Annotated in this window: 15 protein-coding genes; 6 read left to right on the plus strand and 9 right to left on the minus strand. The window is 66.4% G+C overall.

Translation table 11 applies throughout. The annotated features are described in order from the left end of the window. Window positions 1-4 precede the first annotated feature (4 nt). The 6 genes from N8H22_RS00870 to N8H22_RS00895 all read left to right on the plus strand — a co-directional run bounded on the left by N8H22_RS00870 (window position 5) and on the right by N8H22_RS00895 (window position 5,081). Window positions 5-676: an iron-containing redox enzyme family protein gene (locus N8H22_RS00870; protein ID WP_264588749.1), complete on the plus strand. Its 672-nt coding sequence runs from the start codon at window positions 5-7 to the stop codon at window positions 674-676. After that, window positions 663-1,499, plus strand: a complete 837-nt coding sequence (locus N8H22_RS00875; RefSeq protein ID WP_264588750.1) for an SDR family oxidoreductase — start codon at window positions 663-665, stop codon at window positions 1,497-1,499. Before N8H22_RS00870 ends, N8H22_RS00875 begins: the two co-directional genes overlap by 14 nt. Then, window positions 1,496-2,146, plus strand: coding sequence for a tetratricopeptide repeat protein (locus N8H22_RS00880; protein WP_264588751.1), 651 nt, complete (start codon window positions 1,496-1,498; stop codon window positions 2,144-2,146). Before N8H22_RS00875 ends, N8H22_RS00880 begins: the two co-directional genes overlap by 4 nt. Before the next feature lie 62 nt (window positions 2,147-2,208). Beyond that, window positions 2,209-2,868 (plus strand): response regulator, encoded by a 660-nt coding sequence (locus N8H22_RS00885; protein ID WP_264588752.1) that lies wholly within the window; start codon window positions 2,209-2,211, stop codon window positions 2,866-2,868. Continuing rightward, window positions 2,862-4,301 (plus strand): ATP-binding protein, encoded by a 1,440-nt coding sequence (locus N8H22_RS00890; protein ID WP_264588753.1) that lies wholly within the window; start codon window positions 2,862-2,864, stop codon window positions 4,299-4,301. The genes N8H22_RS00885 and N8H22_RS00890 overlap by 7 nt, the downstream gene beginning before the upstream one ends. Before the next feature lie 240 nt (window positions 4,302-4,541). Then, a complete protein-coding gene (locus tag N8H22_RS00895; protein WP_264588754.1) occupies window positions 4,542-5,081 on the plus strand; it encodes a cytochrome b in 540 nt (179 codons plus the stop codon). A gap of 67 nt (window positions 5,082-5,148) precedes the next feature. On the opposite strand, the gene glp is transcribed toward N8H22_RS00895, so the two are convergent. The 9 genes from glp to N8H22_RS00940 form a co-directional block, all read right to left on the minus strand. Further along, window positions 5,149-6,381: a gephyrin-like molybdotransferase Glp gene (gene glp, locus N8H22_RS00900; RefSeq protein WP_264588755.1), complete on the minus strand. Its 1,233-nt coding sequence runs from the start codon at window positions 6,379-6,381 to the stop codon at window positions 5,149-5,151. Further along, entirely contained in the window at window positions 6,378-6,923 is a 546-nt protein-coding gene (gene moaB / locus N8H22_RS00905; RefSeq protein WP_264588756.1) for a molybdenum cofactor biosynthesis protein B, read from the minus strand. Before moaB ends, glp begins: the two co-directional genes overlap by 4 nt. A gap of 145 nt (window positions 6,924-7,068) precedes the next feature. Beyond that, window positions 7,069-7,317, minus strand: a complete 249-nt coding sequence (gene moaD, locus N8H22_RS00910) for a molybdopterin converting factor subunit 1 (RefSeq protein ID WP_264588757.1) — start codon at window positions 7,315-7,317, stop codon at window positions 7,069-7,071. 29 nt (window positions 7,318-7,346) lie between these two features. Next, window positions 7,347-8,336: a GTP 3',8-cyclase MoaA gene (moaA, locus tag N8H22_RS00915; protein ID WP_264588758.1), complete on the minus strand. Its 990-nt coding sequence runs from the start codon at window positions 8,334-8,336 to the stop codon at window positions 7,347-7,349. 80 nt (window positions 8,337-8,416) lie between these two features. Next, window positions 8,417-9,376: a peptidylprolyl isomerase gene (locus tag N8H22_RS00920; RefSeq protein WP_264588759.1), complete on the minus strand. Its 960-nt coding sequence runs from the start codon at window positions 9,374-9,376 to the stop codon at window positions 8,417-8,419. Window positions 9,377-9,448: 72 nt separating this feature from the next. Beyond that, entirely contained in the window at window positions 9,449-10,249 is an 801-nt protein-coding gene (narI, locus tag N8H22_RS00925) for a respiratory nitrate reductase subunit gamma (RefSeq protein WP_264588760.1), read from the minus strand. Beyond that, window positions 10,249-10,995, minus strand: a complete 747-nt coding sequence (gene narJ / locus N8H22_RS00930) for a nitrate reductase molybdenum cofactor assembly chaperone (protein ID WP_264588761.1) — start codon at window positions 10,993-10,995, stop codon at window positions 10,249-10,251. The genes narI and narJ overlap by 1 nt, the downstream gene beginning before the upstream one ends. A 2-nt stretch (window positions 10,996-10,997) precedes the next feature. Continuing rightward, the gene (narH, locus tag N8H22_RS00935; protein ID WP_264588762.1) at window positions 10,998-12,536 is read right to left on the minus strand and encodes a nitrate reductase subunit beta; all 1,539 of its coding nucleotides are present in this window, start codon (window positions 12,534-12,536) and stop codon (window positions 10,998-11,000) included. A gap of 12 nt (window positions 12,537-12,548) precedes the next feature. After that, a complete protein-coding gene (locus tag N8H22_RS00940) occupies window positions 12,549-16,304 on the minus strand; it encodes a nitrate reductase subunit alpha (protein ID WP_264588763.1) in 3,756 nt (1,251 codons plus the stop codon). Window positions 16,305-16,353 lie beyond the last annotated feature (49 nt).

Genomic DNA, 16,353 nt, shown 5'->3' on the forward strand with positions numbered 1-16,353 from the left:
CACCATGGATTTCTTCGACCAACTGCAACACCAGACCAGTGCCCAGCGCGAATACCTGCTGGCCTCGCCGATCATCCACGCCGCGCTCGCCGGCACCGCCACCCGCGCGCAGTACATCGCCTTCCTGACCCAGGCCTATCACCACGTCAAGCACACCGTACCGCTGCTGATGGCCTGCGGTGCGCGCCTGCCGGAGCGGCTGGAGTGGCTGCGCGAGGCGATCGCCGAGTACATCGAGGAAGAGATCGGCCATCAGGAATGGATCCTCAACGACATCCGCGCCTGCGGCGGCGATGCCGAGGCGGTGCGCCACGGCCAGCCGGCACTGCCCACCGAGCTGATGGTCGCCTACGTCTACGACCGCATCGCGCGGCACAACCCGGCGAGCTTCTTCGGCATGGTCAACGTGCTGGAGGGCACCAGCATCGCCCTGGCGACCCAGGCCGCCGGCGTGCTGCAGGACAAGCTCCAGCTGCCGGCCAAGGCGTTCAGCTACCTGACTTCCCATGGCAGCCTGGACCTGGAGCACATCGAGTTCTTCAAGAAGCTGATGAACCGCCTCGACGACGAGGACGACAAGGCCGCGGTGGTGCACACCGCCCGCGTGGTCTATCGCCTCTACGGCGATATCTTCCGCAGCCTGACAGCACAGGAGCACGATCATGCAACTGCGTGACGCGCGCATCCTGCTCACCGGCGCCAGTGGCGGCATCGGCCAGGTGCTGGTCGAGCGGCTCTGCGCCGGCGGTGCGCAGTTGCTGCTGGTCGGTCGCGACAGCCTGGCGTTGGAAGCGCTGGCGCGCCGCCATCCGGGGCAGGTCAGCCTGGTCTGCGCCGACCTCGCCCAGCGCAGCGGCCGGCATACGGTGCTGGATGCCGCGCGGCGCTTCGGCGGGCTCAACTGCGTGATCAACGCCGCCGGGATCAACCAGTTCAGCCTGCTCGAACAGCAGGACGAGGACGCCATCGCCCGGCTGATCGGCGTCAACGTCACCGCCACACTGCAGCTGACCCACCTGTTGCTGCCGCTGCTGCGCCAGCAGCCGCAAGCGCTGCTGGTCAATCTCGGCTCGACCTTCGGCTCCATCGGCTACCCGGGCTTCGCCGCGTACTGCGCGAGCAAGTTCGCCCTGCGCGGTTTCTCCGAGGCGTTGCGCCGCGAGCTGGCCGACAGCCACGTCAAGGTGCTCTACATCGCCCCGCGCGCCACCCGCACGGCAATGAACAGCGCCGACGTGGTGGCGATGAACGATGCGCTGAAGGTCGGCATGGACGACCCGCAAGCCGTGGCGCGGCAGATCGTCCACGCCATCGCCGCCGAACGCGAAGAGCTGTACCTCGGCTGGCCGGAAAAACTCTTCGTGCGCCTCAACAGCCTGCTGCCACGCGTGGTCGACCAGGCGCTGCGCAAGCAGTTGCCGGTGATCAAACGCTTCGCCCGTGCTGAACAGTCGCTGCCACCCGCCCACCAATCCAACTCAACCGGAGAACACCCATGAAGCGTCTGCTCGGCCTTTGCGCACTGATGCTGGCCCTGGCCAGCCAACCCTCCTTCGCCCTCAGCGCGGCCGGCGAATCGTCGCTGCAGCAGATCCAGACGCGCTGGGCGGAAATCAACTACCAGCTGCCGGCGGCGCAGCGCGAAGCGGCCTTCGCCCGGCTCGCCTCGGAGGCCGAAAGCGCGGTGGTCGGCGAACCGCAGGCCGCCGAGCTGCATATCTGGCACGGCATCGTGCTCAGCACCTGGGCTGGCGCCAAGGGCGGGCTCGGCGCGCTGGGCCTGGTCAAGCAGGCCAAGGCCGAACTGGAAAAAGCCATCGAGCTCGACGCGCAGGCACTCGACGGCTCGGCCTATACCAGTCTGGCCAGCCTCTACTACCAGGTGCCCGGCTGGCCGATCGGCTTCGGTGACGAGGACAAGGCCGAGGCGCTGTTCCAGCAGGCACTGGCGCTGAATCCGAACGGCATCGACCCGAACTATTTCCACGGCGATTTCCTGCTGCGCCAGAAGCGCTATGGCGAAGCGCGCACGGCGCTGGAAAAGGCCCTCGCCGCGCCAGCTCGCCCCGGTCGTGAGGTTGCCGATGCCGGCCGCCGCGACGAAGCCCGCGCGCTGCTCGCACAGGTCAAGGAAAAGCTGGAATAACCAGGTGCGGCGGCGTTGAATGCACAGCAATGCCGCGCCCCCCTCAAGACGACAGGAACGACATGCGCATTCTGCTGGTGGAAGACGATCGCGCCCTCGGCGAGGGCATCCGCACCGCACTCAAGCCCGAGGGCTACACCGTCGACTGGCTGCAGGACGGCGCCAGCGCGCTGCATGCACTGAGCCACGAGAGCTTCGAGCTGGCCATCCTCGATCTCGGTCTGCCGCGCTTGGACGGCCTGGAAGTGCTCAAGCGTTTGCGCGCGGCAGCCAACCCGGTGCCGGTACTGGTGCTCACCGCCCGCGATGCCACCAGCGACCGTATCGCCGGGCTGGACGCCGGCGCCGACGATTACCTGGTCAAGCCATTCGACGTCGCCGAACTCAAGGCGCGCCTGCGCGCGCTGCTGCGGCGCAGCTTCAATCGCCCGGAACCGGCGCTGGAATACCGCGGCATCCTGCTAGATCCAGTCAACCAGCAGGTCAGCTACCAGGGCGCGCCGGTCAGCCTGCCACGCAAGGAGTTCGTCCTGCTGCATGAACTGCTCGCCCAGCCCGGTCGCGTGCTGACCCGTGATCGCCTGCAGCAGGTGCTCTACGGTTGGGACGAGGAGGTCGAAAGCAACGCGCTGGAGGTGCACATCCATCACCTGCGCAGGAAGTTCTTTCCCGAGCTGATCCGCACCGTGCGCGGGGTCGGCTATCTGGTGGACAAATGCTGAAACGCTCGATCCGCCAGCGCACCCTCGCGCTGCTGCTCGGCACCCTGCTGGTTTCGCTGAGCCTGATCTCCTGGCAGAGCTACCGCGACGCCCGCCACGAGACCGAGGAACTGTTCGATGCGCAGCTGGCGCAAAGTGCGCGGCTGGTGCAGGGCCTGGTGATGCGCGAGATGAATCCACAAGCCCGCCACGCGCTGCAGGAAGCGCTGGATGCGGCGGTGAACGCGCGGCGCGATCAGGGTGTGCCGGGGCACAACTACGAGACCAAGCTGGGCTTTCAGGTCTATGCCGCCGATGGCAGCACCGTGCTGCAATCGGCTGGCGCACCGGACGGCGCACTGCAGCAGCTGCTGGCGCCGGTCGGTGACTCATCGCCCTCCCCATTCGCCCGCCTGCCTGGCGGCTATCACGACGTGGTGCTCGACGGCCGCGACTGGCGACTGTTCCTGCTGCAGGACCGCGAAGACGACCTGTGGGTGCTGGTCAGCGAGCGCGGCGACGTGCGCGGCGAGCTGGTCAGCAAGATCGCCCGGCGCAGCCTGCTGCCGGATCTCATCGGCCTGCCGCTGCTGGCGCTGCTGATCTGGCTGGCGGTGGGTTGGGGCCTGCGGCCGCTGGCACGCATGGCCCAGCTGCTGAAAAGCCGCGACCCAGACAATCTCGCGCCGCTGCTGCTGGCGCCGCTGCCGCAGGAATTGGAGCCGGTCGCCGCCTCGCTCAATCGCCTGCTGCAACAGGTTCACCAGCTCATCGAGCGGGAGAAGCGCTTCATTGCCGACGCCGCCCACGAATTGCGCACGCCGCTGGCGGTGCTGCGCATCCATGCGCAGAACGCGCAGCAGGCGCAAAACGAAGACGAGCGTGAAGAAGCGCTCGAGCAGCTGGTGGTCGGCGTCGACCGCACCACCCGCGTGGTCACCCAGCTACTCACCCTGGCCCGCCTGGAGCCCAATGCCCAGCAACTGAGCCTGGCGCCGCTGGATCTGCGCGCACTGACTCGCGAGACACTCGCCGAACTGACCCCGCTGGCCATCGCCCGTGAGCAGGAGCTGACCCTGGAGGTGGACGAGCAGGTTGACTGCCGCCTCAATGGCGACGCGGCGAGCCTGGCTACGCTGCTGCAGAACCTGGTGAGCAACGCACTGGACTACACGCCACGCGGCGGGCGGATCGAGGTGCAGCTGCAGGGCGACGCCAACCAGCTGATGCTTGACGTCGCCGACAGCGGGCCGGGCATCGCCGCCGAGCTGCGCCCGCAGCTGTTCGAGCGCTTCTTTCGTCTCGGCGACGGCCAGGGCGCCGGCCTCGGGCTGTCGATCGTCGCCCGCATCGCCGAACTGCACGGTGCCACGATCGAACTGCTCGACTCGCCGCTGGGCGGCCTGCGGGTCGCGGTGCGACTGCCCAGGCAGCTACAGTCGGCGGCTGGATAAGCACCGCCGTGCGGCGTCGGGGCTGCGGTGGAAAAGCGCTACGCGCGTGCTCCACTCTACGCCCGCAGAAGTGCCGACACCGCAGGTGTGGATAACGGCGCAGCCTTATCCACCGAACCGCCCCCGCACACAGACAGGCTGGCCATCACCGATGACAGATGACTGGTCCGGCCCGGCTAAGCTTCGCTTAAGTTTCGCTGCCTAGAATCGCATCAGTTACCCCCATGTGGAGCAGGTGAAATGAACGGTAAAGCGGGAGCGGCAAGCTATGGGCGACTGTCCATCGGCCTGCACTGGTTGATGCTGCTGTTGATCGCGGCGGTTTACGCGACCATCGAACTCAAGGGCAATTTCCCCAAGGGCAGCGAGCCACGCGAACTGCTCAAGCACTGGCATTTCATGCTCGGCATGACGGTATTCGCCCTGGTCTGGCTACGCCTGCTGGCGCGCTGGCTGCATCCGGCGCCAAAGGCAGTCCCCGGCGCCGGCTGGGAACAGGCGCTGGCAAAACTGATGCACCTGGCGCTGTACGGCCTGATGATCGGTCTGCCGCTGCTCGGCTGGCTGACGCTGAGCGCGGCGGACAAGCCGATTCCGTTCTTCGGTCTGCAGCTACCGACACTGATGGGCACCAACGAACGGCTGGCCGGCCAGTTCAAGGAGCTGCACGAGACGCTGGCGGTGGCCGGTTACTGGCTGATCGGTTTGCACGCGGCGGCGGCGCTGTTCCACCAGTACGTGCGCCGTGACGGCACCCTGCAGCGGATGCTGCCGCACTAGCGGCAGGCCTGAGGCGCAGACGCAAAAACGCCCGGTCGACTGATCATCGACCGGGCGTTTTCGTGTCTCAGCCGAGCAGTTCGCTGAACGGCAGGTACTCCACCGTCTCACCCTCTTCCAGCGTGCGGTTGCGCTCGACGATGGCCAGGCCTTCGGCCCAGCTCGCCGAGGTCAGCATCGCCGAGCCCTGACGCGGGTGCAGGCACACGCGCATCTCGCCGTCGACCTGCTCGAGCCGCGCGCGCAGGTACTGGCGGCGGTTGTTCGGCTTGCGCCAGGCGAAGCCGGCGGTCAGGCGCAGCGGCTTGGGCAGCACGTCGGTGCAACCCTGGGCACTGAGCAGGAACGGCCGCGCCACCACCAGCGAGGTGATCAGCGCCGCCGCCGGATTGCCCGGCAGGCCGATCCACGGCTTGCCGTTGACCTCGCCGAAGGCCAGTGGCTTGCCGGGCTGGATTGCCAGACGCCACATGTGCAGCTCACCCAGTTCGCGAATGGCCTGCTTGAGGTGATCCTCCTCGCCCACCGATACGCCACCGGAGGTGATCAGCATGTCCCATTCGGAGGCAGCCAGCGCCAAGGCGTCGCGGCTGGCGGCCAGTTCGTCGACGAGGATTTCGTAGTCATGCACTTCCATTCCGAGGCTGCGCAGCACGCTGAGCAGGCAGTAGCGGTTGGAGTTGTAGATCTGCCCCGGCGCCAGCGGCTCGCCGGGTTCGCGCAGCTCGTTACCGCTGGAGAGCAGACCGATACGCAGGCGCCGATAGACCGCCACGCGGGCAACGCCGAAGCTCGCCAGCAGGCCGATCTCCTGCGGGCGCAGGCGCTTGCCGGCCTGCAGCACCGCTGCACCGGCCTGCAGTTCCTCGCCCTGACGGCGCACATGGCCGCCCTGGGTGACCGCGGGCAGATGCACGCGCCCGTCCTCGATCTGGCAGTCTTCCTGCGCCACCACCGTATCGGCGCCCGGCGGCAGCGGTGCGCCGGTGAAGATGCGCACGGCGTGGCCGGCAGGCAGTTGCTGGTCGGCGGCATCACCGGCAGCAATGCGCCCGGCCAGCGGCAGCCAGCCGCCTTCGGCCGGCAGGTCGGCGGCACGCAGGGCGTAGCCGTCCATCGCGCTGTTGTCCCAGGCCGGCACCGGGAAGGGTGCATCGAGCGATTCGGCCAGCACCCGGCCGAGCGCATCGGACAGCGCCACATGTTCGATCGGCGGCAGCGCGGGCACCCGCGCCAGCAGTTCGGCAATGGCTTCGTCGACCGGCTTCAGTCCGCTGGTGTCGCAGCCACAGGCGCTCATGAGCGTGGCCCGCAATAGGCGACCGCGCTGGCCTTGAGGTGCGGCACGAAGTTGCAGGGCTTGGTGCGGCTGTCCAGCTGCTCGACGAGGATCTTGTTCCAGGCGGTGCGACAGGCATTGGTCGAGCCGGGCAGGCAGCAGACCAGGGTGCCGTTGCTCATCCCAGCCAGCGCGCGGGACTGCACGGTGGAGGTGCCGATCTCGCCCAGCGAGAAGTGGCGGAACAGTTCGCCGAAGCCGTCGACGGACTTGTCCAGCAGCGGCTGTACCGCCTGCGGGGTGTTGTCGCGGGCGGTGAAACCGGTGCCGCCGGTGATCAGCACGACCTGCACGTTCTCGCTGGCGATCCAGCTGCAGACGCGGGCGCGGATCTGCCAGATATCGTCCTTGACGATGGCGCGCTCGGCCAGGCTGTGGCCCGCGCTCAGCAGGCCGTCGATCAGGGCCTGGCCGGAGGTGTCGGAATCCAGGTTGCGGGTGTCGCTCACCGTGAGCACGGCAATGCTCAGCGGCTGAAATTCGGTGTTGGACAGGTGAGCCATGGCTCGAAACTCCGTAGAAAATTAGCGGCAGGCTGGGCCAGTTGCAGGTCGGGGCCCATTCCCCGTTGGAGGTATTTCCTCACCCTAGCCGGATGCGGCGATTCTCGCCGGCAGCTGCGACTGCAGGTCGCAAAGCGCGGGCGCTTCAGCCACCGGTGACCGGCGGGAAGAAGGCGATCTCGTCGCCATCTTGCAGGGGTTCAGCGGTATTGCACAGTTCCTGATTGCGCGCGCACATCAGGTTGCGCTCGGCGAGCAGCGCCCAGTGGCCACCGCGCTGCTGCAGGAACTGGCGCAGCTGTTCGATGGTAGCGAACTCGGCCTGCCACGGCAGGCGCTCGAATTCGCAGCCGAGCAGTTCGCGGTAACGGGCGAAGTAGTTGATGCGCAGCATGCGGGCATCCTCCGGTTCGGTGCGCCAGCTCAACCGCCGCTGGCATTCATGAAACGCAATACCTGGACCTCGCCGCTGCTGGAGAATTCATGGCGCAGCGGTTTGCGTTGCAGCGCGGCGTGGATGGCGTCGATCACCGGCTGGTCGCTGGTCGGATGGCGACGCAGCAGCGCGCGCAGGTCGATGGAATTCTCGTGGCCGAGGCACAGCAGCAGGCGGCCTTCGACGGTCAGGCGCACGCGGTTGCAGGTGGCGCAGAAGTTGTGCGAGTGCGGCGAGATGAAGCCGATGCGCGTCTGCGGATGCTCCGGCAGGCGCACGTAGCGCGCCGGCCCGCCGCTCTGTTCGGCGGAATCGATCAGCGCGTGACGCTCGGCGATCAGCACCTTCACCTCGTCGCTGGAGCAGAAGCTCTCGCCGCGCGAACGGCCGACATCGCCCAGCGGCATCTCCTCGATGAAACTCAGGTCCAGCCCGCTGGCGATGGCGAAATCCACCAGATCGGCGACTTCCTCGGCGTTGCGGCCCTTCATCACCACGGCGTTGAGCTTGATCCGCTCGAAACCGGCGGCACGCGCCGCATCGATGCCGTCGAGCACCTGCTGCAGCTCGCCGGTGCGGGTGATGGCGTGGAACTTAGCCGCGTCCAGGCTATCCAGGCTGATATTCAGCCGCTTGACCCCGGCGCGTGCCAGTGGCTCGGCGAGCTTGACCAGCTGCGAGCCGTTGGTGGTCATCACCAGTTCGCGCAGCCCCGGCAGCGCGGCGATGCGCTCGCAGAGGCCGACGATGCCCTGGCGCACCAGCGGCTCGCCGCCGGTGAGGCGAATCTTCTTCACCCCCAGGCTGACGAAGATGCGCGCGATGCGCTCCAGTTCCTCCAGACCGAGCACCTGCTGGCGCGGCAGGAAGGTCATGTCCTCGGCCATGCAGTAGACGCAGCGGAAATCGCAGCGATCGGTCACCGACATGCGCAGGTAGTCGATCTGGCGGTTGTGGGCATCGCGTAGTTGAGTCATCGCCAAGCTCTCTGTACTTCGTGGGGGATGGCGCGTCGCGAGACGGTGGATGGTCGAAACGCCATCCACCCTACCCGCCGTTACTGCATCAGCGGCGTTTCCGCACCCTGGATGCGAATGCCTTCGATGTTCGCCGCAGCGACCAGGTTCTGCAGGTACTGGCTGACGCCGATCTGCCAGACGCGCTGGTTGAGCTCGGCACGGATCGTCCCGGCCACCGCCTCGTAGGGCAGTTGCTGGCCTTCGATGCGCTGGTCGACGAACACCAGGTGGTAGCCGTAGCGACTTTCCAGCGGCTGGGCACAGAGCCCCTGCGGCAGACGGAACAGCTGACGCTCGAACTCGGGCACGGTCTGGCCCTTGCTGATCTGGCCGAGCGCGCCGCCCTGAGCCTTGGATGGGCAGGCCGAATGCGCCTGCGCCAGCTCGGCGAAGCGCTGCGGCGCCTGCGCCAGTTGTTCGAGCAGCGTCAGCGCCTGCTCGCGGGCCAGGCTGCGGGCCTCGGCGTCATCCGCCGGACAGGCCAGCAGAATGTGCCGCGCGGCCAGCAGCGGTGCGCTGAAGAAGCGCTGCTGGTTGCCCTGGTAGTACTGCTGGCAGGCCGCATCGTCGGCCAGCGGTAGCGGGATTTCCTTTTCGATCAATGCGCGGGTCGCGGCCTCTTCCTCGCTCTCGCCGTTCTCGGCGGTCACTTGCAGGCCCAGCTCGGCGATGCGCTGCTGCAGCAGCTCGCGCAGCACCAGCGCCTGGGTGGCCAGGAACACCGCCTCGTTGCGCGTATCGGCCGGGTGGTACTGCAGCTCGCGGGCAATCGCCTCGGGGCTGATCGCCACACCGTTAACCTTGGCCCGCGGCCATTCCTGTTCGCTGGTAGCGATCAGCTGGACCGGAGCCGAGGCCTCTTGCGCCTCGTCATCGATCTCATCGTTCTCGTTTGGCAGCTCCTCGAACAGAGGCGCGTTCACCGGCAACTCGACCGCCGGCCGCGTTTCGCCACCACAGCCACCGCCACCACCTGTACCGCCGCATCCACAACCCATGATGGTTACCTCTCAGACTCGAAATTCGGATCAGCCGTGGCGGCCGACGTCAGGCGCCGGCCGCCAGTCGACTCAATGCATGCCGTCCTTGAGTTTGTTCGCGGCGAAGCCCGGCAGCGGAGCGGCAGCCCCACTGGTGTTTGCCGGTGCCTCGTAGCCGCGCGGACGCTGCGGACGCGGCACCGCCGGCTTGACGCCCTTCTGGCGGACGATCTGGTAGCGCCGGCCCAGGTACCACACCGGCGCACTGACGATGTGCACCAGCCGGGTGAAGGGGAACAGCACGAACAGGGTCAGGCCGAGGAACACGTGCAGCTTGTAGACGATGCTGACCGACTCGATGGCGCCCGCGGCCTTGATCGGCTGCAGGGTGACCACGCTCTGCGCCCAGGTGCCCAGCAGCACCATCACCGAGCCATCGAGGTGGCCGAGCGAGGCGAAGATGGTCAGCAGGCCGAGCACCAGCTGGACCAGCAGCACGAAGAGGATGGCGATGTCGGAACGGCTGGACGAGGCGCGCACGCGCGGATCGTTCAGACGCCGCTTGATCAGCATGACCAGACCGATCAGACAGAGCACGCCGAAGAAGCCACCGGAGACCATCGCCACCACCTGCTTCTGGCCGCTGGTGATGAAGGAGTGGTACAGCGCTTCAGGCATCAGCAGGCCGACGAAGTGGCCACAGAGGATGAAGATCACTCCGACGTGGAACAGGTTGCTCGCCAGGCGCATGCCCTTGGGCTGAAGCATCTGGCTGGAACCGGCCTTCCAGCTGTACTGCGACAGGTCGAAGCGCGCCCAGCTGCCGATCAGGCAGATCGCCAGGGCGATGTAGGGATAGACCCCGAACAGCAGGAAATTGAAGTTAGACATTAACGCACCTCCTGGGCCAGCGCGGCTTGCCCGTCATGCTTGAAATCGGTCCAGTGCAGCGGCACCGGGCTTTCCTCGCGGGCCTTGCCCGGACCACCCGGCAACGACGGGCAGCGATCCTGCTGCTCGGCCTGGAGGAAGTTCACCTGCTCCTCCTCCCAGACCTTGTCGAGCGCCTCCAGCGAATCGTCGCGCTCCTCCGCGGCGACCTGCTCGCGCAGTTCGCCAACGGCCTGCTCGACGGTCTCGCCGGCGATCTGCAGCAGCGCGTGGAAACACGCCGCGTGCGGGCTGTTGCGCTCTTCCAGGCGCGCCGCCAGCAGGGCCAGCAGATGCGCCACGTCGGCCAGTCCCTCGCGGGCCTCGAGGTCCTCGCGGGTGGCGAGGTACTCGAGGTACAGCGGGATGTAGTCGGGCAGCTCGCGCACGCCGATGGCAAACCCGGCGGCCTCGTATTGCGCCATCAGGTCGACCATCGCCTGGCCGCGATCACGCGACTCGCCGTGCACGTGTTCGAACAAGAGCAGCGACAGTGTGCGACCGCGGTCGAACAGCTCGGTGTAGCGTTCCTGCACGTCCATCAAGTCGCCGGCGGCCAGCTCATCGAGCAGCGCACGCAGCGCAGCACGCTGCGCCGGGCTGATCTCACGGGCCGCGGCAATCGCCTCGGCCAGCTCGGCATGAGCGTCGCGCAGCTGCTGTTCGGGATAGTCGAGCAGCAGGGAAATCACTTTAAGGATGCGCATGCTCAGTCCTCCCACAACTGGACGGTCTTGATCACGTCGCGGCGGTTGGCCTTCTTGGCGCCGAACATGTTGGTGTCCGAGGCGCCGGAACAGCCGCTGCCGAAGCTGAAGCCACAGCCGGAACGCTCGGCGAAGGCGTCGCTCATGGCCTCTTCGCGGTGCGCGGTCGGGATCACGTAGCGGTCTTCGTAGTTGGCGATGGCCAGGTAGCGGTACATGTCCTCGACCTGGGCGACCGACAGCCCGACGCTCTCCAGCACCTTGAGGTCCTGCACGCCGTCGACCTGCTCGGCGCGCTTGTAGGCACGCATGGCGAGCATGCGCTTGAGCGCCAGCTTGACCGGCTTCTCGTCACCGGCGGTGAGCAGGTTGGCCAGGTAGCGCAGCGGAATGCGCAGGCTGTCGACGTCCGGCAATACGCCGTCCATGCTGACGTGGCCGGCGCTGGCGGCGTTCTGGATCGGCGACAGCGGCGGCACGTACCAGACCATCGGCAGCGTGCGGTATTCCGGGTGCAGCGGCAGGGCCAGCTTCCAGTCCACCGCCATCTTGTACACCGGCGACTTCTGCGCGGCCTCGATCACCGACATCGGCACGCCGTCGGCCTGCGCCTGGGCGATGACCTTCGGATCGAACGGGTCGAGGAAGATGTCCAGCTGCTTCTGGTAGAGGTCCTGCTCGTTGGGCGTGCTGGCCACTTCGTGGATGCGGTCGGCGTCATACAGCAGCACGCCGAGGTAGCGGATGCGGCCCACGCAGGTCTCGGCGCAGACGGTCGGCATGCCGGCCTCGATGCGCGGGAAGCAGAAGATGCACTTCTCGGATTTGCCGCTCTTCCAGTTGAAGTAGATCTTCTTGTACGGGCAGCCGCTGATGCACATGCGCCAGCCGCGGCACTTCTCCTGGTCGATGAGGACGATGCCGTCCTCCTCGCGCTTGTAGATCGCGCCGCTCGGGCAGGCCGCCGCGCACGCCGGGTTGAGGCAGTGCTCGCACAGGCGCGGCAGGTACATCATGAAGGTGTTCTCGTACTGGCCGTAGATGTCGGCCTGCACCTTGTCGAAGTTCTTGTCCTTGCGGCGCTTGGCGAACTCGGTGCCGAGAATCTCCTCCCAGTTGGGACCCCACTCGATCTTCTCCATGCGCTGGCCGGAGATCAGCGAGCGCGGACGGGCCACCGGCTGGTGGTCGCCCAGCGGCGCGGTGTGCAGGTGCTGGTAGTCGAAATCGAACGGCTCGTAGTAGTCGTCGATGCTCGGCAGGTCCGGGTTGGCGAAGATGTTCGCCAGCACGCGGAACTTGCCACCAATGCGCGGGTTGATGCTGCCATCGGTGTTACGCACCCAGCCGCCCTTCCACTTGTCCTGGTTTTCCCACTCTTTCGGGTAGCCGATACCGGGCTTGGTCTCGACGTTGTTGAACCAGGCGTATTCCATGCCTTCGCGGCTGGTCCAGACGTTCTTGCAGGTGATCGAACAGGTGTGGCACCCGATGCACTTGTCCAGGTTCAACACCATGCCAACTTGTGAACGAATCTTCATGGCATCAAATCCTCAGATATCTTGCGGCAGGGGTTGCGGCAGCTCGTTGCCGTTCGGGCCATCGAGCCAGTCGACCTTGTTCATCTTGCGTACCACGACGAACTCGTCGCGGTTGCAACCGACCGTGCCGTAGTAGTTGAAGCCGTAGGCCAGCTGGGCGTAGCCACCGATCATGTGGGTGGGCTTGAGCACCACGCGGGTCACCGAGTTGTGGTGGCCGCCGCGGGTCTTGGTGCTCTCGGCGCCGGGCACGTTCACGATGCGTTCCTGGGCGTGGTACATCATCACCATGCCTTCCATCACGCGCTGGCTGACCACCGCACGGGCGGTCAGGGCACCGTTGGCGTTGAAGCACTCGATCCAGTCGTTGTCCTCGATGCCGACCTTCTTGGCGTCGATCTCGGACATCCACACGATCGGGCCGCCGCGGCTGAGGGTCAGCATGATCAGGTTGTCGGTGTAGGTGGAGTGGATGCCCCACTTCTGGTGCGGAGTGATCCAGTTCAGGCAGATCTCCGGATTGCCGTTGCTCATCTTGCCCGCCACGTAACCGGTGGAACGGGTGTTGATCGGCGGCCGGTAGCTCTGCATGCCTTCACCGAAAGCCAGCATCCACGGGTGATCCTGGTAGAACTGCTGGCGGCCGGTGATGGTGCGCCACGGGATGTACTCGTGAACGTTGGTGTAGCCGGCGTTGTACGACACGTGCTCGTCTTCCAGGCCGGACCAGGTCGGGCTGGAGATGATCTTGCGCGGCTGTGCCTGGATGTCACGGAAGCGGATCGCCTCGTGCTCCTTGGGCAGCGCCAGGTGGCTGTGGTCGCGGCCGGTGAACTCCGACAGCGCGGCCCAGGCCTTCACGGCGACGTGGCCGTTGGTTTCCGGCGCCAGCGAGAGGATCACTTCTGCCGCGTCGATGGCCGATTCGATCTTCGGCCGGCCCTGGCTGACGCCCTCTTCGCGCACCTTGTAGTTCAGCTCGCCGAGGAACTCGACCTCGTGCTCGGTGTTCCAGTTGATGCCCTTGCCGCCGTTGCCCAGTTTGTCCAGCAGCGGGCCGAGGGAGGTGAACTTCTTGTAGGTGTTCGGATAGTCGCGCTCGACCACGGTGATGTTCGGGCAGTTCTTGCCCGGCACCGGGTCCTTGCCCTCGGTTTTCCAGTCGGTGCCGCCGAACGGCTGCGCCAGCTCGCCGGGGGTGTCGTGCAGCAGCGGGATGGTGACCAGGTCCTGCTCGACGCCCAGCTGACCGACCGCCATCTCGGAGAACGCCTTGGCGATGCCCTTGTAGATCTCCCAGTCGGACTTGGCTTCCCAGGCCGGGTCGATCGCCGCGGACAGCGGGTGGATGAACGGGTGCATGTCCGAGGTGTTCATGTCGTCCTTCTCGTACCAGGTCGCGGTCGGCAGGACGATGTCGGAGTACACGCAGGTCGAGGACATGCGGAAGTCGAGGGTGGTAACCAGATCGAGCTTGCCGATAGCGCCCTCGTCGACCCACTCGGCCTCGGTCGGCTTGAAGCCGTCGGCGCGCTTGCCGAGGTCTTCGTTCATCACGCCGTTCTTGGTACCCAGCAGGTACTTGAGCATGTACTCGTGGCCCTTGCCCGAGGAGCCGAGCAGGTTGGAACGCCAGACGAACATGTTGCGCGGGAAGTTCTCCGGGCTGTCCGGCTGCTCGCAGGAGAAGCGCAGGCTGCCGTCCTTCAGCGACTTGGTGACGTAGTCGACCGGCGACATGCCAGCGGCCTTGGCATCACGGCAGATCTGCAGCGGGTTGCGGTTGAGCTGCGGGGCGCTCGGCAGCCAGCCGGCGCGTTCGGCGCGGATGTTGTAGTCGAGCATGTGCTCGGGGAACTGCGACTTGTCGGCCAGCGGCGAGAGCACCTCGTGGATGCTCATCTTCTCGTGACGCCACTGCGAGCTGTGGTTGTAGAAGAAGCTGGTGCCGTTCATCTGCCGCGGCGGACGGCTCCAGTCGAGGCCGAAGGCCAGCGGCAGCCAGCCGCACTGCGGACGCAGCTTCTCCTGGCCGACGTAGTGGGCCCAGCCACCACCGGTCTGGCCGACGCAGCCGCACAACATCAGCATGTTGATCAGGCCACGGTAGTTCATGTCCATGTGGTACCAGTGGTTCATCGCCGCACCGACGATGATCATGGAGCGGCCATGGGTCTTGTCGGCGTTGTCGGCGAATTCACGAGCGATCTGGATGGCCTTCTCGCGCGAGACACCGGTGATCTTCTCCTGCCAGGCCGGGGTGCCCGGCACGCTGGCGTCGTCGTAGCTGGCGGCAACGTTGCTGCCACCCAGGCCGCGGGCGATACCCAGGTTGGCGGCCATCAGGTCGAACACGGTGGCGACCTTGGCGCTGCTGCCGTCGGCCAGGGTGACGCTGGTGACCGGCACGCGGCGCAGCTGGACTTCCTCACCCTCGACGGCGGTGAAGTGCTCGTGGGTCTGCCCGCCGAAGTAGGGGAAGGCGATCTCGGCGGTCTCGCCGCCATCGATCTGGCTGAGTCGCAGGTCGATATCACGACCGGCACCGCCCTCGCGGGCTTCGATGTTCCACTTGCCCTTCTCGCCCCAGCGATAGCCGATCGAACCCAGCGGCGAGACCAGCTCGCCATTGGCGTCGACGGCGATGGTCTTCCACTCGGGGTTGTTGTCCTGGCCGAGGTTGCCGGTCAGGTCCGAGGCGCGCAGGAAGCGGTCGGCGATGTAGCTGCCGTTCTTCTCGTTGAGCAGCACCAGCATCGGCATGTCGGTGTAGCGCTTGGCGTAGTCGGTGAAGTAGGCGCTCGGCTTTTCGAGGTGGAATTCCTTGAAGATGACGTGGGCGAAGGCCTGCGCCAGCGCGGCGTCGGTGCCCTGCTTGGGGTTCAGCCAGAGGTCGGTGAGCTTGGCCACCTCGGAATAGTCCGGGGTGATCGACACGGTCTTGGTGCCCTTGTAGCGGACTTCGGTGAAGAAGTGCGCGTCCGGGGTACGCGTCTGCGGGACGTTGGAGCCCCAGGCAATGATGTAGTTGGAGTTGTACCAGTCAGCCGATTCCGGCACGTCGGTCTGCTCGCCCCACACCTGCGGCGACGACGGCGGCAGGTCGCAGTACCAGTCGTAGAACGACAGGCACACGCCACCGATCAGCGACAGGTAGCGGCTACCGGCGGCGTAGGAAACCATCGACATGGCCGGAATCGGCGAGAAGCCGACCACGCGGTCCGGGCCGTACTGCTTGACGGTGTAGACGTTGGCGGCAGCGATGATCTCGTTGACCTCGTCCCAGCTGGAGCGGATGAAGCCGCCCATGCCGCGCTTGCTCTTGTATGAGTCGGCCTTGGCCTTGTCCTCGACGATGCTGGCCCAGGCCTCCACCGGCGCCATGTTGCGGCGTGCCTCGCGCCACAGTTTTAGCAGCGGCTTGCGCACCTTCGGGTACTTCAGGCGGTTGGCGCTGTAGATGTACCAGCTGTAGCTGGCGCCACGCGGGCAGCCGCGCGGCTCGTGGTTGGGCAGATCGTTGCGGGTGCGCGGGTAGTCGGTCTGCTGGGTCTCCCAGGTGATCAGGCCGTTCTTCACGTAGATCTTCCAGGAGCACGACCCGGTGCAGTTCACCCCGTGGGTGGAACGCACGATCTTGTCGTACTGCCAGCGTGACCGGTAGACGTTCTCCCAGTCACGGGACTCGATGCGGGTCTCGCCGTGACCCTCAGCGAACTCTCCTTGCTTGCGATTGAAAAAGCGCAGCTGGTCGAGTAGGTGGCTCATCGTTTCTTTCCTCTCAGGCTGAGCGCAGGCCGGGCCCACGCTCTTCTTG

Origin of the sequence: Stutzerimonas sp. S1 (assembly GCF_025966695.1) — a bacterium.
Lineage (GTDB): Bacteria > Pseudomonadota > Gammaproteobacteria > Pseudomonadales > Pseudomonadaceae > Stutzerimonas.